This is a genomic window from Kiritimatiellia bacterium, from assembly GCA_025054615.1.
Lineage (GTDB): Bacteria > Verrucomicrobiota > Kiritimatiellia > CAIVKH01 > CAIVKH01 > JANWZO01.
Genome location: JANWZO010000002.1, coordinates 88,379 through 110,615, shown reverse-complemented (window position 1 = coordinate 110,615; position 22,237 = coordinate 88,379). Strand labels below are relative to the sequence as shown.

The 22,237-nt window shown below is 61.8% G+C and carries 17 protein-coding genes, 1 tRNA gene and 1 pseudogene; 5 read left to right on the top strand and 14 right to left on the bottom strand.

The window, feature by feature from the left end:
- Nucleotides 1-71 precede the first annotated feature (71 nt).
- Nucleotides 72-1,436 (top strand): MATE family efflux transporter, encoded by a 1,365-nt coding sequence (locus tag NZ740_01405; GenBank protein MCS6770664.1) that lies wholly within the window; start codon nt 72-74, stop codon nt 1,434-1,436.
- Here the strand turns inward: NZ740_01405 and NZ740_01400 are convergent.
- The 3 genes from NZ740_01400 to serC form a co-directional block, all read right to left on the bottom strand.
- Nucleotides 1,423-2,049 (bottom strand): HAD family phosphatase, encoded by a 627-nt coding sequence (locus tag NZ740_01400; protein MCS6770663.1) that lies wholly within the window; start codon nt 2,047-2,049, stop codon nt 1,423-1,425. The two genes, NZ740_01405 and NZ740_01400, sit on opposite strands and share 14 nt — an antisense overlap.
- A 49-nt stretch (nt 2,050-2,098) precedes the next feature.
- Nucleotides 2,099-2,175 (bottom strand) — tRNA-Arg (locus tag NZ740_01395).
- Between the two features lie 126 nt (nt 2,176-2,301).
- Nucleotides 2,302-3,387, bottom strand: a complete 1,086-nt coding sequence (gene serC, locus NZ740_01390; GenBank protein MCS6770662.1) for a 3-phosphoserine/phosphohydroxythreonine transaminase — start codon at nt 3,385-3,387, stop codon at nt 2,302-2,304.
- A gap of 134 nt (nt 3,388-3,521) precedes the next feature.
- Here serC and NZ740_01385 point away from each other — a divergent pair, with 134 nt between their 5' ends.
- Nucleotides 3,522-4,613 (top strand): FAD:protein FMN transferase, encoded by a 1,092-nt coding sequence (locus tag NZ740_01385; protein ID MCS6770661.1) that lies wholly within the window; start codon nt 3,522-3,524, stop codon nt 4,611-4,613.
- On the opposite strand, the gene NZ740_01380 is transcribed toward NZ740_01385, so the two are convergent.
- The 10 genes and pseudogenes from NZ740_01380 to NZ740_01335 form a co-directional block, all read right to left on the bottom strand.
- Nucleotides 4,590-5,009 carry a DUF2752 domain-containing protein gene (locus NZ740_01380; GenBank protein MCS6770660.1) on the bottom strand — a complete coding sequence of 140 codons (420 nt, stop codon included), beginning with the start codon at nt 5,007-5,009 and terminating at the stop codon, nt 4,590-4,592. The two genes, NZ740_01385 and NZ740_01380, sit on opposite strands and share 24 nt — an antisense overlap.
- Nucleotides 5,006-5,602: a hypothetical protein gene (locus tag NZ740_01375; GenBank protein MCS6770659.1), complete on the bottom strand. Its 597-nt coding sequence runs from the start codon at nt 5,600-5,602 to the stop codon at nt 5,006-5,008. Before NZ740_01375 ends, NZ740_01380 begins: the two co-directional genes overlap by 4 nt.
- Before the next feature lie 92 nt (nt 5,603-5,694).
- Complete coding sequence (locus NZ740_01370) at nt 5,695-6,354, bottom strand: lytic transglycosylase domain-containing protein (GenBank protein MCS6770658.1); 660 nt, start codon at nt 6,352-6,354, stop codon at nt 5,695-5,697.
- Between the two features lie 166 nt (nt 6,355-6,520).
- Complete coding sequence (locus NZ740_01365) at nt 6,521-8,215, bottom strand: alpha/beta hydrolase-fold protein (GenBank protein ID MCS6770657.1); 1,695 nt, start codon at nt 8,213-8,215, stop codon at nt 6,521-6,523.
- Nucleotides 8,216-8,348: 133 nt separating this feature from the next.
- Complete coding sequence (locus tag NZ740_01360; GenBank protein ID MCS6770656.1) at nt 8,349-9,818, bottom strand: glycogen synthase; 1,470 nt, start codon at nt 9,816-9,818, stop codon at nt 8,349-8,351.
- Nucleotides 9,819-9,849: 31 nt separating this feature from the next.
- A complete protein-coding gene (locus NZ740_01355; protein ID MCS6770655.1) occupies nt 9,850-10,551 on the bottom strand; it encodes a hypothetical protein in 702 nt (233 codons plus the stop codon).
- A 422-nt stretch (nt 10,552-10,973) separates the two neighbouring features.
- A pseudogene (gene glgB / locus NZ740_01350) lies at nt 10,974-13,148 on the bottom strand (1,4-alpha-glucan branching protein GlgB).
- A gap of 61 nt (nt 13,149-13,209) precedes the next feature.
- On the bottom strand, nt 13,210-14,385 hold the full coding sequence (locus tag NZ740_01345; protein MCS6770654.1) for a glycosyltransferase: 1,176 nt from the start codon (nt 14,383-14,385) through the stop codon (nt 13,210-13,212).
- Nucleotides 14,385-15,116 carry an acyltransferase gene (locus NZ740_01340; GenBank protein ID MCS6770653.1) on the bottom strand — a complete coding sequence of 244 codons (732 nt, stop codon included), beginning with the start codon at nt 15,114-15,116 and terminating at the stop codon, nt 14,385-14,387. Before NZ740_01340 ends, NZ740_01345 begins: the two co-directional genes overlap by 1 nt.
- A gap of 36 nt (nt 15,117-15,152) precedes the next feature.
- A complete protein-coding gene (locus NZ740_01335; protein MCS6770652.1) occupies nt 15,153-16,217 on the bottom strand; it encodes an NAD-dependent epimerase/dehydratase family protein in 1,065 nt (354 codons plus the stop codon).
- 126 nt (nt 16,218-16,343) lie between these two features.
- Here NZ740_01335 and NZ740_01330 point away from each other — a divergent pair, with 126 nt between their 5' ends.
- Nucleotides 16,344-17,897: a B12-binding domain-containing radical SAM protein gene (locus NZ740_01330; protein ID MCS6770651.1), complete on the top strand. Its 1,554-nt coding sequence runs from the start codon at nt 16,344-16,346 to the stop codon at nt 17,895-17,897.
- 64 nt (nt 17,898-17,961) lie between these two features.
- A complete protein-coding gene (gene xylA / locus NZ740_01325; GenBank protein MCS6770650.1) occupies nt 17,962-19,284 on the top strand; it encodes a xylose isomerase in 1,323 nt (440 codons plus the stop codon).
- Nucleotides 19,285-19,375: 91 nt separating this feature from the next.
- Here the strand turns inward: xylA and NZ740_01320 are convergent, their stop codons facing one another.
- Nucleotides 19,376-20,251, bottom strand: coding sequence for an AraC family transcriptional regulator (locus NZ740_01320; GenBank protein MCS6770649.1), 876 nt, complete (start codon nt 20,249-20,251; stop codon nt 19,376-19,378).
- A gap of 121 nt (nt 20,252-20,372) precedes the next feature.
- On the opposite strand from NZ740_01320, the gene NZ740_01315 reads away from it, so the two are divergent.
- On the top strand, nt 20,373-22,136 hold the full coding sequence (locus NZ740_01315) for an L-fucose isomerase (protein ID MCS6770648.1): 1,764 nt from the start codon (nt 20,373-20,375) through the stop codon (nt 22,134-22,136).
- Nucleotides 22,137-22,237: the final 101 nt, after the last annotated feature.

Sequence of the window (22,237 nt, the reverse complement as noted above, 5' to 3'; positions counted from 1 at the left end):
AATGCCGCACGCGGACTTCCATCGCATGGAAATTCTCCCCGATTGAATTCGGCGCCCAGCCCTCTGCTGCCATGAACCTGCAGGACCTGACCTCAGGGCCCATCCGATCCCAAATTCGCCGGATCGCAATTCCAGCGGCCGCTGGGATGTTTTTCAACACGCTGTACAACCTCACGGACACATTTTTTGCTGGGCGCATCTCGACCTGGGCGGTTGCGGGGCTTTCAATCTCCTTCCCCTTGTTTTTCGGCATCATCGCGGTGGGTGCCGGGCTTGGGGCCGGCGCCACGGCTCTCATCGCTAACGCGCTAGGGCGCGGCGACCGCGATGAGGCTCGAATGCTGGCGGCGCAGGCGCTTTCGGTCGGGCTAGCGCTCTCGGCGGCGCTGAGCGTGGTCGGGTGGGTTGCAGCTGAGCCACTCTTCTCCGCGCTTGGGGCGCAGGGAGAATATCTCCGGTCGGCGGTGACCTACATCCGCTGGATCTATGCGGGAGCCGTGTTCTTCATTGGCAGCTATGCGGCCAACGCCGGGCTCGTCGCCGGGGGCGACACGCGCGCCCTCCGCAACGTGATGGCCATCGGCGCGGCGGCGAACGTGGTTCTAGACCCGTGGTTCATATACGGAGGCCTGGGTGTCCCGGCGATGGGTTTTGTGGGGATCGCTGCGGCGACCCTGGTTATCCAGGCGGGCGGTTTTCTTTACTTGTGCCGCCGCGCGGCAAAGGTCGGTCTGCTGGGTAGGTTTTCAATTCGGCATATGTTTCCCAAGCCGCCCTACGTGCGACTGCTGTTGGGGCAAGGTGGACCAGCCGCGTTGAACCATCTGACCATCGGCATTGGGATCTTTGTCATCACCGGCGTGGCCTCGCGGTTTGGCGAAGCCGCCGTGGCGGCATATGGGGTGGCCACTCGGATCGAGCAACTGGTGCTACTGCCCGCGCTAGGGTTGACATCCGCTACGCTTGCGATCGCGGGGCAGTGCCATGGCGCAGGCCTCGTTGAGCGAATGGCCGTGGCATGGCGGGCCGCTCTCCGCGACGGTTTCGTCGCGATGGCGGCCGGGGGCGCGGTCGTCTGGGCATTTGCCCCGGAGTTGATGTCGCTGTTCGCCCGCGACGCGGGTGTGGTTGCGATTGGCGCGGGTTACCTTCGGATCGCCGTGTTCGTGCTCTGGGCGTATGTAGTCTTATTCGTGACCGTCTCGCTGCTGCAGGCGGTGCGTCAGCCGATGTACGCGCTCTGGATTGGACTCTATCGGCAGATCGCCGCGCCGCTCGCGGTGTATCCCGTGCTGGCCTCCGCCCTTGGCCCGGTTGGACTATGGCTCGGCATCGCGGCGGTCACTTGGTCGGCAGCGCTCTTCACGCTGTGGTGGGGGCATCGAGTGCTCCGGCAATTGATCCGCGCACGAGATCTCTCCTCTAAGCCCCGATGAGCATCGCGCGGACATCCGCGATCGTCTGCTCCGGCGACTGGTAGAGCACGCATCGGAACCCTAGCGCGCGCGCCCCCTCGATGTTCTCCGGCCGGTCGTCGATGAATAGGCTTTCCCCGGCGCCCACGCCGAATTGCGCGAGGGCACGGCGGTAATATTCCGGGTCCGGCTTCGCGGCGCGAAGGTAGCAGGAACAGGCGACGTCCCGAAAAAACGCAAGCCGCGGAAAGCGCGAAAAAATCCACGGCACGTGCAGGTCGCTCGCGTTGGTCATAAAATAAATCGGATACCTCGCCGACAGCTCGCGGCCGAACTCGATCATCGGCTCGTTCTCGCGGAAAATGCTACGCCAGATCTCCACAAACGTTTCAAACCCGCCGGAAAAACCCGTGTGCTCGACGAAATAGCGGTAAAATTCGCGCGCCGTAAGTTCGCCCCGCTCATAGGCATCGACCACTGGCGAGCGGCCAAGCAGCCTCAAGAAATCGGCCGCCTTGCCGATGCGACGCGGATCGCAATAGGTAAGGCATCGTTCGCGCGCCGATTCGTACTCAAGGTGCACCAGCACGACGCCCAAATCGAACATCACATTTCGAATCAGATCTTGGTTCATGGCTTGATCTGGTCGTCCAACTCCAGAGAGGACGACGCTTCGAAAAAGATGGTGCGCTCGGCGGGGGTCGAACCCACAACCTTCGGCTCCGGAGGCCGACGCTCTGTCCAATTGAGCTACGAGCGCACGGGCACGCGATCGGGTCGAGGCCGCACTCCCTCCACGGGTTTTCGAACGGCAAGAGCCGATATGTTCATCACGCGGAACTTTTCTCTGCGGCTTCTGCGCCCCAGAAGTTTTATGGAATCAAATCTACCCGTTCCGCGCGAGAAAATCACGCATAAACGACACCAGTGCCTCGACGCCCTCCCGCGGGAAGGCATTGTAGATCGACGCGCGAATCCCGCCGACGGACCGATGCCCCTTGAGTCCTTTCATGCCCTGCGCGGACGCCTCCTTCACGAATTTTTCCTCGAGCTCCTCGCTGGGCAGGCGAAAGGTGACATTCATGTCCGAGCGGTCTTCGATGGCCGCTGTGCCGCGGTAAAAGCCGCCGGAATTGTCGATGGTCTCATAAATGAGCGCGGCCTTCTCGGCGTTCCGCCTCGCGAGGGCCTCCAGCCCGCCCTGTGCCAGAATCCAGCGGCTGACAAGCATGACCATGTAGATCGCGAAACAGGGCGGCGTGTTGTAGAGCGAGTTTTCCGCGATGTGGGTCTTGTAGCGAAAGATGGCCGGCAGCGTGGCCGGCGCGCGCTCGGCGAGATCTTTGCGGATCGCCACGACCGTCACGCCGGCCGGACCGATGTTTTTCTGCGCGCCGGCGTAAATGAGGCCGAATTTCGAAAACGGCATCGGGCGGGATAGGAAATCGGACGACATGTCTGCAACGAGTGGGGCGTCGATCTCCGGGACGTACTTCATCTGGGTCCCTTCAATCGTCTCATTCGTCGTGATGTGCAGGTAGGCGGCGCCAGGGGTCAGTCGAAGCTCGCCGGGGGCGGGCATTCGGGCGGGCTTTGCCTTTGAGGTGTCGGCAGCGACGTTGACAGAGCCGACAATCTTCGCCTCCTTGATCGCCTTGGCGCCCCAGGACCCCGCGTTCACGTAGTCGGCGGTTTGACCGGGACCGAGCAGGTTCATCGGGACGAGCGCGAATTGCGCGCTAGCGCCGCCGGTCTGGAAAAGAACAGCATGTTCATCGCCCAGGCCCATAAGCTGCCGAAGATTGGCGATGGCTTCGTTGTGGACCGCCTCATATTCCTTGCCGCGATGGCTCATCTCCATGATGGACATCCCGGCGCCCTGATAATCGACCAGGTTCGTCTGCGCTTCGCGAAGGACAGGTTCTGGCAGGATCGCTGGACCTGCACTGAAATTGAACACGCGCGCCATGATTCGCCTCCGGATAAATAGAGCGCCAAGATACAGATGTGCGCCAAGAGTGCAACCGCGATCCATATCCGCATTTGCGCGAGTTCCAGCCGCATTCCGTCACTGGACGCGATTCGGCGCGGCGGTATGGTAGGTCCATGAAATTGATCCAACCTCGTCGATTCGAGCCGCTAAAGGCTCTTTGGGTTCTGGCCGTCCTGGTAGCGCTGTTTGTTTACACGACCCGACGGGACCGCCCCCCACAATTGTGGAGAATGTCGGGAGAGATTTTCGGCTCGACGTATAGGGTCCAGATCGTGGACCGGCGCCTCAACGAGCGCGAGGCCGCTGCCCTGCACGGGGAAATCCAGCGGCGGCTGGATGAGATCGACGCGGAACTGTCGACCTGGAAGACCAACAGCGCGCTTTCTCGGTTCAACGCCGATCCCTCGCTTGCGCCGATTGAGGTCACACCTCGGATTGCGGAACTGGCTGCCCTGTCCCTGGAAATCAGCCGGGCTTCGGGCGGGGCGTTCGATGTCACGTTCGCGCCGCTGTTCGACGCATGGGGGTTTGGCAGAACGGGACCGAAACGGGTGCCCGACCCAGATACGGAAGCGGCAGCGAGGGAGTCGTGCGGATATCATCTGTTGACGGTATTGTCGTCGAATCACCTACAAAAGGCGAAGCCCGGGGTTCAAATTGTGTTCAATGCCATCGCCCCGGGCCATGCAGCGCAGGAAATCTCTGACTGGTTGGCCTCGCGGGGGTTTACCAACACGTTCGTGGAAATCGGCGGGGAGATCGTTGTGCGAGGCGTGAATCTCGCCGGGCGCCCCTGGCGGATCGGGATCGAGCGGCCGGTCCCCGGTTCTGAACCCGGCAAGGATCTTGCGGCCGTCCTAGAGGTCACGGACGCGGCAGTGGCGACCTCCGGGGATTATCGTAATTTCCTGCTGGGCGAGGATGGGCAGTCCTATTCGCACCTGTTCGACCCGAGGATTGGCAGGCCGGCGAAAGGGCGCGTGGCGAGCGTCACGGTGGTCGCTTCGAATGGCGCGCTGGCCGACGCGCTGGCGACGACGATGTTCGTCATGGGACCTGAGGAAGGCATTCCGTGGCTGCGCGAGCATTCAGAGGCCGAGGCGCTCTTCTTTGTTCGACAAGGGGCGACCGGTCTCACGGAAGTGGCATCGCCCGGTTTCGCGGCGCGCGCCGGCTACCGTTCAGCGCCAACCCCAGCCGAGTAGGTAGATCCAATTGGCAGCAACCGCAGCGCCGATCGCAATCCAAACGGCGCCGGAGATGCGCATCGGTTTGGGGGACTTTTCAAAGGCCCGCGCGGTCCCCAGCAACATAAGCGCCACGACGGCTGGATAGAGAAGAGCGCCCAGCGGCGACCAGCCGAGTGCGGTCACCCAGTCGCCAGCACCGGCGCTGAAAAACGCGCGGCTCATGCCGCAAAACGGGCAGGGCTGGCCGGTCAGCCTGAAAAACAAGCACGGCGTCGGCAACGCGCTCCATATCTCCGGAGGAATCCACCTACCGGCGAGCGTGGCCATCGCCCCGCCCGCAGCCATCGCACCCCACGCTATGCGCGCCCCTCGTGGTCTTTCCAGCGCGACAGGACCCGGGGTTTGTGTCACGTCCGGGCGGGGAACAGGTCGCGGTACGCAATGGCGATCCAGCATGGGTAGAGCGGCAAGGTGAGGAAGATGCCGATCAGGCACAGAATAACACCGAGCGAGCTCAAAACGGAGGCAATGATGTAGAGGCCGAAGAAGATCCAGAAATTCGCTTTCACCATCTCCACGCTTTGTTGAACTGCGGCGGCGACGTCCGCACCGCGGTCCACGATGTTGAAAATGGCAAACATCACAAAGGTCGATATGACCATGGAGTACAACGTTGACAACAGACCGCCGATCATGGGCATGAGGCCGAGGACAAATGAGCCAACGAACATGACCACCAAGTAGGCGATCACGAATATCAGCGAGGGGACAAAGAACGAAAACCCCTGGAACAGTCTTCCGACATCCGGCGGAGGATCCCGCCGGTCAATCAAACCCAGGGCGATGAGGCTCAGTCCCGCGATCATGGGTCCGGCAAGGATTCCGACGGTAAGAACCGAAAGCACGGTGGCCAAGAGAGTTGAGAGGATCAGGACCAGGAAATGATCGCGGTACAATTCGAAACCGCGTCGTAAAACACTCGAAATATCGATCTGCGAATGCATCGCCGAAAATTACCCTCCTCAATTTCGCTATGATTAGCACTGGACGCTTCAAGCAGCAAGCGTCTGGGCAGCCCTCCGGATTGAAGACCCTCTCACGCGCCGCCGCCGCGCCGCACCGCCTCCATCGCCAGGCGAACCTGCCGGCTCGAAATATTATGGTCCTCCAGCAATGCCTCGTGTAGGGCGACGCCGCGCTGGACGTAGTCGCGGGTTGAGGCGGGGAGCCGCCGGATGTCGAATCCAGCGGCGCGAACCCGCTCCGGTCCCGCATTATAGCAGGCCAGCAGCAGGGCCCGTTCGTCGGCCTTCCAGCGGGACCGATGGCGGGCAAGGAATGCTTGCAGGTCGCTCAGGTAGGCCGCGCCGACCCGCCGGTTGAGTTCGGGGTCAAAAGCGCTAGAAAAAGGGATGCGGCGGCCGAAATGCCGAGCCGTCACCTCCGCCCAGGTTCGGGACATAATCTGCATCAAACCCCGTTCGCCCCGAGAGCCGATTTTACTGGGATCGCCGGATGATTCTAGTTGGATGATCGATTCGACCAAAAGGTCAGCGACCAACCTCGGATCCGGCACTCCCGCATCCGGCCGCCTCTGATGAAACATGGGTTCGCCTGTCTGGGCGGCATCCGCCGGTGCAGGCAAATCCAACCGTTCCGCGATTTCGTAACGGTTCATTGGCGCTTCCGCCCGCGCCAATTCGATCCCGAGCGCCAAACCCACAGCGCTCACCAGCCCAATCAGACCCTTTTTCATCGAGGTTCCTCCCTTCCACCCTGGTGACCTCATGCCGGCCACCCTGTTGGCCGGGGTTCAGTCCAGACGGGCCAAACTAAACACTAAATCGTTTAAGTCAAGTAAGGGGTTTTTGAAAATTTGTTTAGCTGGTAAGCATAGGTTTCGAGGTCGACTACCGCGGAGATCAGGGCGGACCGACAAAAAGGCGGAGGAAACGGGTACCTGCTGTGGGAGAATACGGTAGATCTATCAAGTTCCACGGAACGTGGACCGTCATAGACGTCGACTGCCCGATCCAAGGACCGGTTGGAGAGCCTGCGGTTTCGAGGACGTAGCGGATGCCGCCTAACGCATGGTGTACCAAACCGGTGGGCAAGACACCCGCCCACTCCAGCTTCGGCGGATACATCTGAAGAGCGAGGAAGTTAGGCTCGTCCCATGGGGATAGCAGGAATCGTAATGCGTTGGGCAGTCGGTTCGACCAAGCCGCCTCATTGTGACCCTGTCCACACCCGATGACGGTCAACAGGTCCTTGTACTCGGCGTAGCCGTCAAGGAGAAGGGATCCGCGGACCGGCCAGAAATGGTCCCACATGGAGGGGCCTTCCAAGGTTCCTGCGTCGATGTACACGCGAGCGCCCAAGGTTTCGTTCGAGGCGATCCAGCCACGGAAATTCGGCGCCGCCCACCAGGAAGGGGAAAAAATCCCGGCTTTTCCGAACGAGTTGGTCCGGAAAACGAGATAACTGCTGATGAGCCCGCCCATCGACGAGCCGGCTGTGAGTGTATTGGGCAAGTTTGTCAGCGTTCGGAACGCGGTATCGACCGCGGGTCGAACGTTGTGCACCAGGTAATTCGCGTATAGGTCTCCGATGCCGGACGGCCCCGCCCCGTTGTCGCCGGGCGGGGTGTACTCGGCAAGCCGGCCGGTGGTGTTGTCGACCGCAACCACGATCGCCTCCCGGACGCGACCTTGGCTGACTTCGCGGTTCATCGTGTGCTCAACGCCCCAGCTTCCAAAAGATCCACCCGGATCGAACAGATTCTGCCCATCGTGCATATAAAGCGCCGGGTAACGCTTCCAGACGTTGTTGGAGTAACCGCGCGGCAGGTAGATTCGAACCAGGCGGCCAGGCACCGCAGGCGCCCACGAGGACGGAATGAACTGAGTGACGATGGTCGGGGCGGATGGCGCTGCGGGCGGCCAGTAGTTGTAGATGTGGCCATCCTGCAAGAAGAACACGTCCAAAGGGGTGTAATAGTCCCCTGCCCCAAAGCCGGGGTATGGCGCGTTGTCCCAGTACTGGGTGCCGTTGAGGAATCCGTAACAGACGAATTGAACCGGAAGGCCCGCGCGAGCAAAGCCGGTCGCCACATGGAGATACTCTCCCGGGAACCGGCCGGGCCCGACCCTCTCCATCGGCTGGGAGGAGAAGTTGGTCCCATCCACTGAAAAGAGGACGAATACATTTGTCCATCCGCTGTGATAAAGCAGCGTTTTTCCGGGATACGGAGCCGGCGGAGGGGCTGCGGTGAATTGCGTGGTATTCGGCACTCCAGGCCATAGGACGTTAGTGTTGAGGCAGTGCTGGGAAGCAGAATCGACCCGGCTGATGAACTGGACTTCGACAGTGGAACCCGCCCGGACGGCTACGCGCCCGCTCCAAACATTGCCGAACGACCAGGCCAGGCGGATTGCGCCCGTGGGCTGCCAGCCCCCCAGCTCTGGCTGGTTCCCCACGACATACAGGCTGCGCCCCGGACCAGTGTTGGTGGTTACGGCGAATGAGAGGACCTCACGCCACGCGGCATCGCACCAGGCCGTTTGAACGCAGATGCCGGCGGTTGCCAGCGCCGCAAACGCAAGTTTCCATAACATGGAAACGGCTGACGCCGTTTTTACAGAGCATGGAACGCCATGGCGCACCGGGATCAATTTACACCATGTCCATACGGGGGTTTCGAGGACTGTCCCGATGGCAAGAGTCAGGCCGCCGAATGGTCGGAGCGCGTTATTTTTCCCGGATATATTCGTAGATGTTCAAGTAATGCTGAGCTGGATGGTTCCACGAATGGTCTTGGCGCATGCCGTTGACCATCAGCTCTCGCCAGTATTGCGGGTAGTGGTACCACATGCCGATCGCACGGCGCAGGGCGGATTCCAGCCCTTCGTTGTTGAGGTCATTGAAGACGTAGCCGTTCCGCTCGTGGTAGGGTTTATGCGCGTAATTCGCGTCAAAGACCGTGTCTGCAAGCCCGCCCGTGTTTCGGACAACCGGCACCGTTCCGTATTTCAGGCCGATCATCTGGGTCAGGCCGCAGGGCTCGAAGGCGCTTGGCACGAGGATCATGTCCGCGCCGGCGAAAATCAGGTGGGAGAGATACTCGTCAAAACTCAGCTCGAGGTGGCAGTCGGGGTTGTCATTGAGGTGCCGCTTGAGGTTCCAGAAATCGTGGCTGATGCCGGGATCGGGACTGGTGCCCAGCAGGACGAACTGGCAGCCGTTGGCCAGCGCGTAGAAGATGGCATGTCGGATTAGTCCGACCCCCTTCTGGTGGTCGAGCCGGCTGACGACGGCGATGATGGGCTTGAAATCGTGCCGCAGCCAGAAGCGGTTACGAAGCGCCTCCTTGTTCTTGTATTTGTCGTCGAGGTTGTTGAGCGAGTAACGGTGCGGAATGAACCGGTCGACTTCGGGGTTCCACTCGTTGTAATCGATCCCGTTGAGCACCCCGCCGCACTTGTTGCGATAGTACTGGAGCACGCCCTGCAGCCCGTGCCCCAGTCCTGTCCACATGATTTCGTGCATGTAGGTGGGGGAGACGGTGGTGACAAAGTTCGAAAACACGATGCCGCCCTTCATGATGTTCACCGCGTTGTGGTGCCGCGGGTCCTGAAGTCGGTCCATGGTCATGTAATGGGCGGGGTTCATGCCGATCTGGCGGAGAATGTGCTCGCCGGTAATGCCCTGGTGGTGGATGTTGTGGATGGTGTAGCACACCCGCGGATGGGTCATGCCGAAGTGCTTGTACGTCTCGAAGAGCATGACTGGCACCAGCCCGGTCTGCCAGTCGTGCACATGAATGATGTCGGGGTGCTTGTTGGTCTTGAGCATGAACTCAAGCGCGGCCTTGCTAAAGAAGGCGAATCGCTCGTCGTCGTCGTTGTGACCGTAAATGATTCCCCGATTGAAGAAATTCTTGAAGAAATGCGGCTCGATGAAGAAGCACTTTACGCCGTCCACAAACCCAAAGAAGACGTCACAGTGGACCCAGAAATGATGGAAGGGGACCCACAGGTCGCTATAGCATTTGTGGAAGCCCCAGATCCGATCATACTTCATCACGTCGTATTTCGGCAGAATCACCTCGACATGATGTCCTCGGATCGAGAGTTCGCGGCTAAGCCCCTGAACGACGTCCGCCAGGCCGCCCACCTTCGCAACGGTCGCAAATTCTGAAGCGATTTGGATGATAAACATGGGTCCTCCGAATCTGAAACGCTAAAGCCAATCAAAGACGGATAATTTCTTCAAGCACTTCCGGATACCGTTGCAAAAGAGGGTAGAGTTCAGTCATCACGTGTTCGTAGGCTTCCGGCCAAGGCCGATGCGAATTCCAGCATTCGACATCCGCTAGCAGAGAGGCTGCAAGGCACACGCCGAAGGCCTTCCGGTGAAGCGGCCGCCCGCTCGTGAGCACATCGTGAACCCGTGTCACGATGGGGATTCCGGAGATATTTCCCTCGGCGTCTGCTGGACCGTGGCGGAGGATTGCCTGGAGATGGCGCCAGTGACGGTTGCGCATGGCATATACGGGTTCCGGCAGCCGGGTATACCTGTCGAGCAGCGTCATCTCTTCTCGGATGGCCTCGCCATCTGGCAATTCCGCCAGAATCTTGGCAATCACCGAGCCATAGTTCTGCTCCCAAAGTTCATGCTCTTCCCGCTCGGTCAGCTCGCGTCCCTCCAGGAGCCGGGCGGCTTCCTTTTCAGCGAAGATAATGTGGTCGGTGAGGTAAGACCCGAGATAGGCCACCGTGATCGCTTTTTCGACCAGATGCCGCTCCCGTCGTACGATGGTGTGGATGCGCTGGCGAAGAACCCGGCCGAATCCGCGATTGCCGGGGTTTCCGGTCATTCGGTAGAGACGGGCGAAGGATCGGGCGCGCAGTTGATGCACCAGAGGGGGGGGCAACAACGGCGTCGTGATCATGCAGGGCACCTTGGCAACCTTTAGGTCCCAGATGGTTCCGGAGGGTGGACGGACGGAGGTGGTTTGCTCGGATAGGGATCTCCGGAAGGTCGCGATGCGGGAGGCGAAGGATTCTGGGATTCCGTCGCACTCGCTGACGCGGGATCGGCGCTCTTCTGCTCACCCGGGAGGACGGCAGGCGACGTTTCAAGGCGTAGCGAAGCCGCCGCACTCGGGATCTGAGCTCCTGGCGAGGAGGCAACCACCGGTCCCGTGGCCGCTGCCGGTGCAGCGGGCTTTGGGGTTTCACCCGCGGATTTGGCGGCCTGCGACGCGGGATCTGCCGCTTTCGCGGCCGTCGGCGTGGCCTCGACAGAAACCGGCGCCGGCTTGACAGCCGCTGTGGTCGCCGGGGCTGCCGCAGCGCGGGCGGGTCGAACGCGCCGGAAATACATTGCAGCCAAGGGCGGCAGCGTGAACAGCAAGGAGTAATTTTGGTTGTGCCATTTTCGAGGCTCGGCAACAAACCGCGTCGCCCGCGCCACATCGCTGCCGCCAAATTCCGCGAGGTCGCTGTTCAAAATGACTTCGTACTCGCCGGGCTCCGCAACGCCGAGCCGGTAGCCGTGACGGACCACGGGGGTGAAGTTGAACACGCAGACGACAAACTCCCCGGGCTGCGACCCCTTTCGCTGGAAGGAGAGGATGCTGTTGTCGTGGTCGTGGAGGTCGATCCACTCAAACCCTTCCCAACTGAAGTCGATCTCATGCAGCGCCGGATGGGCCTTGTAGACGCGGTTCAGGAACGCGACGAAGTCCTGTAGTTTCTTGTGAGAATCGTACTGCAACAGATGCCAGTCGAGGCTGGCGGCATAATTCCACTCATTCCACTGGCCAATTTCCGCGCCCATAAAGAGCAATTTCTTGCCCGGATGCGCATACATGTAGGCATACAGCAACCGGAGATTCGCAAATTTCTGCCAAAGGTCCCCCGGCATCTTGCTGAGCATCGCGCCTTTCCCGTGCACGACTTCATCATGGGAGAACGGCAGGATGAAGTTCTCGTTGAAAGCGTAGATCATCGAGAACGTCAGATTGTTGTGGTGCCACCGACGGTAGATGGGATCCTTCTGCATGTATTGCAGCGTGTCGTGCATCCAGCCCATGTTCCATTTCAATCCGAACCCGAGACCCCCGTCATAAACCGGACGCGACACTTTCGGCCACGCGGTGGACTCTTCCGCGAACGTCAAAATACCGGGAAATTCCTTGTGAACGATTTCGTTGAATTTCTTGAGAAAATCGACCGCCTCGAGATTTTCGCGGCCGCCGTATTGGTTGGGGATCCACTCGCCCGGGCCGCGGGAGTAATCGAGGTACAGCATGCTCGCGACAGCGTCCACGCGCAATCCATCAATATGGTAGACGTCGAGCAGGAAGATCGCATTCGAAAGCAAGAATGAGCGCACCTCATTCCGTCCGTAGTTGAAGATCAGCGTGCCCCAATCTCGGTGCTCGCCCTTGCGCGGGTCGGCGTGTTCATAGAGATGCGTTCCATCAAAATAGGCGAGGCCGTGCCCGTCCTTCGGAAAATGCGCGGGGACCCAGTCCAGAATCACGCCGATACCTTCCTGATGGCATCGGTCCACGAAATATTTGAAATCGTCCGGCGTCCCGTAACGGGAGGTGATCGAGTAGTAACCAATGGTTTGGTAACCCCAAGAGCCGTCAAACGGGTGCTCGGAGAGCGGCAAAATCTCGATGTGTGTGAACCCGAGCTTCTTGACATACGGTATGAGCGTATCGGCAAGCTCGCGATACGTGAGCCAACGGTTTCCCTGCTCAGGGACGCGGCGCCAGGAACCGAGATGCACCTCATAGACGCTGAGGGGCTTCTTGTACCAGTCGGTTGTCTTGCGCTTCTCCATCCACTCGGCGTCATTCCATTTGTATTTGTGGTTATCCCACACCACCGACGCCGTCCGCGGCCTCAGCTCGGAACAAAACGCGTACGGATCCGCCTTCTGCGCGAGAAAATCGTTGCGGCCCTTGACCTCAAACTTGTAGAGGTCGCCGGGCCGCAAGCCGGGGATGAAGAGCTCCCACACTCCGGATGATCCGCGGTTTTGCATCGGGTGATGCCGACCGTCCCACCGGTTGAAATTGCCGATTACGCTCACGCGGATCGCGTTCGGCGCCCATACCGCGAAGTGAACGCCCTCGACGCCGTTGAGCGTCATTGGGTGGGCGCCCATCTTTTCGTAGGTGCGGTAATGCGTGCCCTCGCCGAATAGGTACTGATCGAAATCCGTGATGACGAGCGGGAAACTGTATGGGTCGTAAACCTCCCAGACATGCCCGTCAAAACCGGTCATGCGCAGCCGATATTGACCCTTCTCGATGCCGCTGGTGACCAGCTCGAACAGGCCGTCCTTGTGCGTCCTCTCCATCCGCTGCGGCGTTCCGCCTCGAATCAGATCGACGTGCGCGGCGAAGGGCTGAAAGGTCCGAACCACTTGCCGATCCTGAAAGGGATGAACGCCGAGGACATCGAATGGCGCTCCGTGCATGCCGTAAACGATGGCTTTTACCGCCCCATCCGGAAGGGTTGACTTCATAGAAATTCCCTCTCGCAAGCGCTATGCGCCGTCATTTGATAAACCATCCCCGGCCCCCCTGTCACGGCGAATGTTCCTCCGCCGCGCCGCGGCCCCGGCTTTCCCGCCCCTCGAGCAGCTCGAGATAGACCGCCTCCATCCGCCGAATGGTCCGCAACCCGTCGAATTCCCGGATCCGTTCTCGCGCTGCCTCGCCGAGTCGCGCGCGCAACGCAGGATCCTCGAGAAGCCGAATAATGTGTCGCGCCATCATCGCCGAATCGCCGGGCGCGAACAGCAGAGCCGTCTTCTCATGCTCCAGGATTTCGCCCTGCCCGTCGGCGGTCGAGGCGACGGCGGGCACGCCGGCCAGCATTGCCTCATACAACGTGTTCGGCGTGCCCTCGCGGTGGCTCGGAAACACCTGCACGTCGAAACACTGGATCACCTGGCGGACATCCCGTCGAAACCCCAAAAACCGCACGGCCCGCTCAAGGCCCCGCTCTGCCACGCGGCGCCGGACCTCCGCCTCGAACGCTCCATCGCCGACGATCCAGCACTTCACGGCCGGATGGCTCGCCAGCACGGTTTCCAGCGCCTGCAGGGCATCCAAATGCCCTTTGTGCGATTCAATCCGCCCAACGATCCCCAGCAGCGGATCCGATGGCGAAGTCCCGAACTCCGCGCGCAGCGCGGCTCGCCATTCCGGCGTGGTCGGCGGGAGGTCATCCATCAAAATCCCGTTGTAGAGCGTCTCGACGATCTCCGCCTTCAAGTACCGCTTCTCGATGCAAAAGCGGCGGGTGCTCTCCGACACCGCAAAGGCATAATCTGTCCACGGCGCCAACAGCCACTCCACGGGGCGCTGGTACACCGGCACGCGCCCGTAGTTGCACCGCTCATGCACGATCACCGGCAGCCCGAGCAGGCGTCCCGCGATCCGGCCCCACGTGCACGCGCCGTAGCCGTGGCAATGCAGGAGGTCCACGCGCTCCTCCCGGATCAGGCGCAGGAGGGCCGTCAGATTTCGCGGGTCCAGTCGCCCGTGGCCCAGGACCCTTGGGTGAATTCCCGCAGCGACCATCTGCTCCGCCGCCCGATCCCATCCCTTCCGGCTGCACAGAAGGACGCGAAACCGCGTCGAATCGAAATTCGGAATCCACCATTGGAACGCGCGCGCGACGCCGTGCAACGTCGCTTCGCGTCCGCCGAAATGCTCGCACAAATGCAGAATCGTGTACCGCCCGCGCTCGTCCATCAGCTCCGAATCCGGCGCACCTCGGCGGGCACGCCTGTTGCAATCGCATGGTCTGGGATATCTTTCGTCACAACGGCGCCCGCGCCGATGATGGCTCCCGCGCCGATTCGCGTGCCGTCCAGCACTTTCACGCCCGCCCCAAGCCAGGCGCCCTCGCCGATCGTCACACCGATCGCCGTGCGGGGCTGGTCCAGCGGCGCCATGTCCGTGCGGTCGTACGCATGCCCCCCGCCGATCACGTAGGTGTAGGCCGCGAACATCGTTCGCGGTCCCACCTCCACGCGCGCCCCGGAAAAGATCTCACAATTGAATCCGAGGTTCACATAATCTCCCAGAACAATATCGCCATTCTTGCAGCTCAGAATCGTGTTGCGCCCAATGAACACCCCTGAGCCGATGCGGATCCCCTCGTTCGACGTACCTTTCGCGTCCAGCACGCAGTGGTCGTCGATCACCACGTTATCGCCAATCCGGATCTTGTGCGGGTGCCGAAGGACCACCCCCGCGCCAAAAACCACACCCCGTCCGCACTCGCCGAGCAGCAGCGGATACAGCTTGCTCCGCAGGAACAACCCCAGCGCGCCCGGCACGTAACACAGCGAGGTGACCAGCTCATACCGCAGCAAAGCGCCGAGGCCCGGCTGCCCGACCACGAGGTCCCTGTACTTTGCCAACGCGGATTTCCTCTCCGCAAAAAGCTCTTTTTGAATCTCGACCGATTCGCGTTGCATAACCTACTGCATCCGAACCGCCACCCCTCGCAGCGTTCAGAGCCACCCTTTCGCCACATACGCTCGAGCCGTTTCCACAATCCCTCGCTCATTATCGTAGCGCGGCGTGAAACCGAGTCGATTCCGCATCTTCGACACATTGAACGCGCGGTCCTTGGTGTAAAACGCCACGCGCCGCCGGTGCAATGGTGGCTCCTTCCCGAGGACCCGACACACCGCTTCGCAAGCCGCCGCCGCGGCAAAAACCGGCGCGGCCGGGATCCGAAACGGCACAAAGGGACGCCCAAGCGTCCGCGCAATCAGCCGACCCATCTCCTCCAAGCTGATCGGCTCAAGATTCCCAATAATGAACACCTCGCCCTCCGCCGCGGGATGAACCGCCGCGATGAGCATTGCCTCGCACAAATCCTCCACGTGGATCAAGTGGTACAGGCATTTCCCAAAGCCCAGCAGCGGGAAGATGCCCCGCTTCGCCATTTTGAAGAGCTTCAACAGACGTGTATCGTCCGGCCCCATGATCGCCGCGGGTCGAATCACCGTGAACGGCACACCAAATCGCGGCGCATTCTCGCGCAGCCACAGTTCCGCCTCCGCTTTCGTCTTCTGGTACACATCGCCCGGCGCGAACCGATAGGACTCGTCCGCCGGCGGATCGTCGATGTGGCCGTGCACCCCCACGGTGGAAACATGGACGAACCGTTTGAAGCCCGGATTCCGCGACACCGCCTCGACCAACAGCTTCGTGCTCGTCACATGGACAAGTCCATACATCTCGTCCGGGATGCCCGCCGTTCGGTACGCGGCCGCGATGTGGAACACATACTCGGCGCCGTCCGCAGCTTCGCGCACCGTCTGCGGGTCGAATACCTGGCCCCGGATCCATTCCACCGGCAGCTCGCGCAGCGACTCCGGCGGATCCCGCCGGGTGATCGCCCGCACACGCGCGCCGCGCTCGACAAGTTTCCTCGTCAGCACGGAGCCGGTGAAGCCCGTCGCGCCTGTCACGAGCACCTGCACCCCGCCCCACGAATCCGCGCGCCCGCCGGCATCCGCGCCGCCATTCATCGCCCGCTTTTCCATGCCGGTGAAATTACAGAGCATGGAAACCGTTGCGAACAGTTTTTCCAAACAATGGAATTTTTCGGCGCCGTAACTGCTACGAGAACGAAGTCGCTATAAGCGCGTGCGGTGCTGGCGAGGCGTGGGTCGCGGTGTATAGTGGCGGCCATGGCGGACATCGTCCTGAGCACGTTCAATGCGCGGTACAGCCACACGGCTTTCGGCCTGCGCTACCTGATGGCGAACCTCGGCGACCTGCGCCCGCGGGCGCGCATGCTCGAGTTCGACATCAAGACGCCCGTGCACCGCGCCGCAAACACAATCCTCGCCGAACGGCCCCGGATCGTCGGGCTCGGCGTCTACATCTGGAACGCGCTCGAGTCGCTCGAGTTGGTGCGCATCCTCCGCGCCGAGGACCCCGGGCTTCGGATCGTGCTCGGGGGACCCGAGGTGAGCCACGAGATCGAAAAACAGGAACTGTGCGCGCTCGCCGACCATATCGTGACCGACGAGGGGGACCTGGTCTTCCCCGCCCTCTGCCGGGACCTGCTGGCCGGCTGCCCGCCAGCCGAGCGCGTCATCCGCGGAGGGTTCGTCGACGTTCGCAAGCTTGTGCTTCCCTACTCGCTCTACACGGACGAAGACATCCGCCACCGCGTGGTCTACGTGGAAGCCTCGCGGGGCTGCCCGTTCACCTGCGAATTTTGCCTTTCCTCGCTGGACGTGCCCGTTCGACGGTTTCCGCTGGAGACCCTGCTGCCCGCATTCGAAGACTTGCTGGCGCGCGGTGTGCGGCATTTCAAGTTTGTCGACCGCACCTTCAACCTCAGCATCAAATACAGCCTTGAGCTTTTGGCGTTTTTTCTCGACCGCTACGAGCCGGGGCTTTATTTGCACTTCGAAATGATTCCGGACCGGCTGCCGGAGGACCTGCGCGACATCCTGACCTGTTTCCCGCCTGGATCACTGCAATTCGAGGTCGGCATCCAAACGTTCAACGAGGAAGTCGCGGCGCGAATCCGCCGCCGGCAGAATTACGCCAAGACGGAGGAGAATCTGCGCTGGCTCCGCGCGCACACCGGCGCCCATTTGCATGCCGATCTGATCGCCGGCCTTCCGGGCGAATCGTGGGACAGTTTCGCGCGCGGGTTCGACCGCCTGCTTGCCCTAGAACCGCACGAAATTCAGGTCAACATCCTGAAGCGATTGCGCGGCACGCCAATCGTGCGCCACGATGAGGAATTTGCGATGCTCTATAACCCCGCGCCGCCTTATGATCTGTTGTCAAACCGCGATTTGACGGCAGAGCAGGTCGCTTCGCTGCGGCGGTTCGGCCGCTTCTGGGACCTCTTTGTGAACCGCGGCAATTTCGTCGAAACGGCTCCCAAAATCTGGCGCGGCCAGCCTTCGGCCTTCGAGGCCTTTCATGACTTTTCAGAATGGCTCCACACGCGATGGGGCCGCGACCACTCGATCCCCTTGGACGAGGCCGCGGAGGCGCTGTTTGACTGGCTCGTTCGGCACGGAGAGGAGCCCGCATCGCTGGCACAGGCCATCTGGAGGGACCTCTGCCGTGCCGCGCCGAGGAACCGACCCCGCTTCCTCGCCCCCTATCTTGGCGACGCCCCGCGGCCAGCCGCGCGCGGGACCGTGCTGAACCGAGGTCTCATCCGGCAGGCCCGCCACACTGCGGCCCCTGCGCCGGCGCCCGTCGACCAGTAGCAATTCCGGCTGTAGCCAGCCGGGCCGCCGAATGCTACAACAGCGCAGCTGAAGGAGATTGCGCATGAACGAATATTTCCCGGACGTTCCTCCGATCCGCTACGAAGGCCCAGAATCGAAAAATCCACTCGCCTTCAAAGTGTATGACCCCGCCGCCAAGGTGGGGGGGCGCACCATGGCGGACCATCTGAAATTCGCCGTCTGCTACTGGCACACCTTCAAGGGCACAGGCAGCGATCCGTTCGGCGGCCCGGTTTACGACCGTCCATGGAACGTCGGATCGGACCCGATGGAAGTCGCGCGGCGCACGCTGGACGCCTGCTTTGAGTTCATTTCGAAGCTCGGCGTCAAATACTGGTGTTTCCACGACCGCGACATCGCGCCCGAGGGCGACACGATTGCGGAGACCAACAAACGGCTGGAGGAAATCGTCGCGCGGGCCAAGTCGCTTCAAAAGGCAACCGGCATCAAGCTGCTGTGGGGCACCGCAAACCTCTTCAGCCATCCGCGGTACAGTCACGGCGCGGCCACAAATCCAGACCCTCGCGTCTTCGCGCATGCGGCCGCGCAGATTCGCCGTGCGCTCGACGCGACCGTCGAACTTGGCGGCACGGGCTATGTCTTCTGGGGCGGCCGGGAAGGCTACGTCTCGCTGATCAACACCGATATGAAACGCGAGCGCGAGCAACTCGCCCGCATGATGCACATGGCAGTCGACTACGCCAAATCAATCGGCTTCAAGGGCATGTTCTTCATCGAGCCGAAACCCAAGGAGCCCTCGACGCACCAATATGATTTTGACGCGGCGACCGCGCTCGGCTTCCTCAAGGAATTCGAGCTCGAGCCCTACTTCCAGCTCAACATCGAGGCGAACCATGCCACGCTGGCGACGCATTCCTTCGAGCATGAGCTGCGCGTCGCGTCCGATGCGGGCAAGCTCGGCAGCCTCGACATCAACCGGGGCGACCAGACCGTCGGCTGGGATACCGACCAATTCCCGACCAATTTGTATGACGCGGTCGCCGTGATGCGCGTCCTCCTAAAACAGGGCGGCCTCAAGTACGGCGGCCTGAATTTCGACGCCAAGGTTCGCCGCGGCTCCTTCGACACGGTGGACCTGTTCCACGCCCACATCGGCGGCATGGACACATTCGCGAAGGGACTGCTGATCGCACACCGCATGAAAGAGGACGGCGTCTTTGAGAAATTCATCGAGGAGCGTTACGCCGGCTGGAAGACCGCCATGGGCAAAAAGATCCTGGCCGGCAAGGCGACGCTGCCGGAGCTGGAAGAATGGGCGGCCAAAGTGGGGGAGCCGCCCCGCACGAGCGGACGCCAGGAAATGCTTGAGAACATCTTCAACGAGTACCTGTTCGGTTTACGCTGACACGCCGTTTCGGCGCGTGCGGCTAATCACCGACGGAGAGGAAACCTAATCGCTGATGATCCCGCCCCGCCCGCGAGGCGAAGGGAGGATTCTACGATCCGCGTCGAACCGCTGCGGGCGGCGTACCAAACCATGAGCGAAAGGCTCGCGTGAAATTGGCGGGATCCTCGAAACCCAGAATCTCCGCAATTTCCTTGACCAGCAGGTCCGTGGTCTGCAGCAGCGTCATCGCGCGGTTCATCCGGATGTGCTGAAGGTAATGGGACGGGCGCTCACCGCCGAACCGCTGGAAGAGCCGACACATATAGGCCGGGTCCACATGACAGGCGGCTGCCGCCTCGCGGAGCGACCGGATCGCCCCGCCCTTTTCCTCTAGAAAACGGCGGCACCGCATATAGCTGAAAAACGCCCGCTCGCGGCCCCCTGACCCATTCACCAGCAAATCCGGCAATTTCATCAGCGCATATCGGAGCGCCTCGGCGCAGCAGGCGTCGCGATCGCGCCGGTTCGAGAGCGCGAAGTCAATCAGGTCGTCGAGGATCTGGCGGATCCGTTCCGGGCGCCCGACTGCGGCAGCCGTTCCGGGCGGCAGCCGAGCCGCGCGTAGCGCCGCCGCAGCGCCGCGCCCGCCGAGCACAATGAAATACTTCCCCATCGGATGGAGAGGATCGCATTCAATGCGGTGCGCGATGCCGGGCCCGTAGGCAAAAACCGAGCCAGGACCGAGCCGATGGGTCGTCCCGTGGATGACAAGCCGGCCGGAGCCTTCCGCCACGAATTCCAGCACGGGATGCGGAAATCCAGGGCGCTCGATCGCGTAATCCGGCGCACACCGCTCATATCCCCCGCCAACGACGCGCAGCCCGTTCCGGCTGCGAGCGGCCGGCCGAAAATGAAATCGCCTCGCTTCGGACACCTGTGAACTGAAGTAACGGCTGAGCCGGTCCGGCGGGTTGCGGGAATTCATCGCCGCACGATTGTCGCCAAAGAGCTGAAAAAGTCAAAATTTGACAGGCAAAGGACAACTCGGACGCTCGTCGGCTCGCCGGCGAGGCGCTAATGTAAGAAAAATTTTAGGAGGATATCGCATGAACTATCCGCGCATCGGTATTCGGCCCACCATCGACGGCCGCCGCGGCGGCGTCCGCGAATCGCTTGAAGACCAGACGATGAAGCTGGCGCAGGCGGCTGCCAACCTGATCTCGGAACGGCTCCGCTATCCCAACGGATCTCCCGTGGAGTGCGTCATCGCCGACACCTGCATCGGCGGCGCCGCAGAAGCTGCCGCCTGCGCGGCGAAGTTCCGCCGCGAAAACGTCGGGGTCTCGCTGACCGTCACGCCATGCTGGTGCTACGGATCCGAGACGATGGACATGGATCCGCTGACGCCCAAGGCCGTGTGGGGCTTCAATGGGACGGAGCGGCCCGGCGCCGTTTACCTTGCCGCCGTTTTGGCGGGCCACGCCCAGAAGGGCCTGCCGGCCTTCGGGATTTACGGGCGCGACGTCAAGGACGCGGGCGATTACACCGTCCCCGATGACGTCGCTGAAAAAATTCTGCGCTTCGCGAAGGCCGGCCTCGCCGTTGCGATGATGCGCGGGCGCGCCTACGTCGCGATGGGCGGCGTTTCGATGGGCATCGCCGGGTCGATCGTCGACCAGTCCTTCTTTGAGCGGTATCTCGGCATGCGAGTGGAGACGGTCGACATGACCGAATTCATCCGACGTCTCGAGCGCGGGATTTACGACCCGGACGAGTTCGAGAAAGCCAAGGCGTGGGTCAAGCAATACTGCAAGGAGGGCAAGGACTACAACGCGAAGGAAAAGCGCCGCTCGCGCGAACAGCTCGACCGCGAGTGGGAAATTTCGATCAAGATGGCGATGATCGCCCGGGACCTGATGGTCGGCAACCCGAAGCTCGCCGAAATGGGGTATGGCGAAGAGGCGCTGGGCCACGACGGCCTCGCCGGCGGTTTCCAAGGCCAGCGCCAGTGGACCGATCACATGCCCAATGGCGACTTCCTCGAGGCGATCCTGAACAGCTCGTTCGACTGGAACGGAATCCGGGCGCCCTACATCGTGGCCACGGAGAATGACGCCCTGAACGGCGTCTCCATGCTCTTCGGGTATCTGCTCACCAACACCGCGCAAATTTTCGCGGACGTCCGCACCTACTGGAGCCCGGCAGCCGTCAAGCGGGTGGCCGGCTACCAGCTCAAAGGTGACGCGGAGGGCGGAATTCTGCATCTGATCAATTCCGGACCGGCCGCACTCGATGGTACCGGACAGCAGAGCCGCAATGGCAAACCCGCAATGAAGCCGTTCTGGGAAATCACGGAGGCCGAGGTGAAGAAATGCCTCGCCGCGACGACCTGGCACCCCTCGATTACCGAATACTTCCCCGGCGGCGGCTGGTCCACGCGATTCCTCACACGCGGCGGAATGCCGGTGACGATGTGCCGGCTGAACCTTGTCGCCGGGCTTGGACCCGCCCTGCAAATCGCGGAGGGCGTGACGATCGACCTGCCCGCCAAGGTGCACGATGCGCTCGACCAGCGGACGAATCCCACGTGGCCCACGACGTGGTTTGTCCCTCGCATCACGGGCAAAGGGGCATTCGCCGACGTCTACACGGTCATGAACAACTGGGGTGCAAATCATGGCGCAATCAGCTATGGCCACATCGGCGCCGACTTGATCACGCTGGCGTCGATGCTGCGGATCCCCGTGTACATGCACAATGTGGACGAGCAGGCGCTGTTCCGGCCCGCGGCGTGGAACCTGTTCGGCACGGCCGACCGCGAGTCCGCCGACTTCCGCGCTTGCGCCAATTTTGGTCCGCTATACGCCTGAGCTGACCCGGTCGCTCGACGGATCCTCGAGACCCGCCCACGGCGCAACCGCCTCATTAGGGTCGCGCCGGAGGCGGGTTTCTGTCTGGGCGATCTCGAGAG